Source organism: Streptomyces cahuitamycinicus, from assembly GCF_002891435.1.
GTDB classification, from domain to species: domain Bacteria; phylum Actinomycetota; class Actinomycetes; order Streptomycetales; family Streptomycetaceae; genus Streptomyces; species Streptomyces cahuitamycinicus.
This window is the reverse complement of the sequence record NZ_POUC01000865.1, coordinates 1-1,086: the sequence shown is the minus strand read 5'-3', so window position 1 is coordinate 1,086 and position 1,086 is coordinate 1. Positions and strand designations below refer to the sequence as shown.

At 73.6% G+C, this 1,086-nt stretch carries 1 protein-coding gene; it reads right to left on the bottom strand.

Features of this window, described 5'->3' with window-relative positions; translation table 11 throughout:
- Positions 1-1,064: serine/threonine-protein kinase (locus C1J00_RS43505; protein ID WP_146046423.1), on the bottom strand; the 1,064-nt coding region annotated here is incomplete at its 3' end.
- Positions 1,065-1,086: the final 22 nt, after the last annotated feature.

Here is a 1,086-nt window from a genome sequence, read left to right as displayed (position 1 = left end):
GGGGCGGGTTCCTCGATGACGGGGCCGGTGGCGGGCCGTGCGATCCACTCGCCGGACAGTCCCGCCGACGGGTCCGCGGGCGTGGCGCGCAACCCTGTGCCGGTCGCCTTGTGGCCGGTGGTCATGCCGCGGGTCCAGGACGGCAGCCGGTCCGCGCCCGCCGGCCCGCCCGGGGCCGGGCCGGTTGCCGCGCCGGCGGGCACGTACGCCGGCGCGGCCCGGTGGGCGCTGATCCGGCGGGCCAGCTCGCGGGCGTCGTCGGGGCGTTGCGCGGGTTCCTTGGCGAGCAGGTCGAGGACGACCCGTTCCAGGTACTCGGGCAGTTCGGCGCGGTGCTCGCGCGGCGGGCGGGGCGGGGTGTCGCGGTGGCCGACGAGAACCGCCCAGGCGTCGTCGAGGTCGAACGGCGGTACGCCGGTGGCGATCTCGTACAGGACGCACCCGAAGGAGTAGAGGTCGCTGCGGTGGTCGACCCCGTCGCCGCCGATCTGCTCAGGGGACATGTAGTGCGGGGTGCCCATGGCGATGCCGGTGCCGGTCAGCCGGGAGGTGAAACCGATGTCGTGGCCGAGGCGGGCGATGCCGAAGTCGCAGATCTTCACCGTGCCGTCGCGGAGCCGCACGATGTTGGCGGGCTTCAGGTCCCGGTGGACGATGCCCTGTTCGTGGCAGTAGGCGAGGGCGGCGGCGACCTGTTCGGCGATCTCCATGACGTCCGCGACCGGCAGCGGGTGCTGCTTGTTGTCCTCCAGGAGCTGGCTGAGGTTACGGCCGTCCAGCAGCTCCATGACGAGGTAGAGGACGCCGTCGGACTCGCCGAAGTCGTGCACGACGGTGATGCCCCGGTGCTGCAGCGCGGCGGCCACCCGGGCCTCGCGGCGGAACCGCTCCCGCAGCACGCGGGTGAAGGCGTGGTCGTGGTTCGGACCCAGCGGTTTGAGGCACTTGACGGCGACGTGCCGGCCCAGGGACTCGTCCCGGGCCCGCCACACCTCGCCCATGCCGCCGCGCCCGATCAGATCGAGCAGCCGGTACCGGCCCTGGATGAGCCTACTGTCCCCCATGTCGCGCGACGCTCCCCCCGGT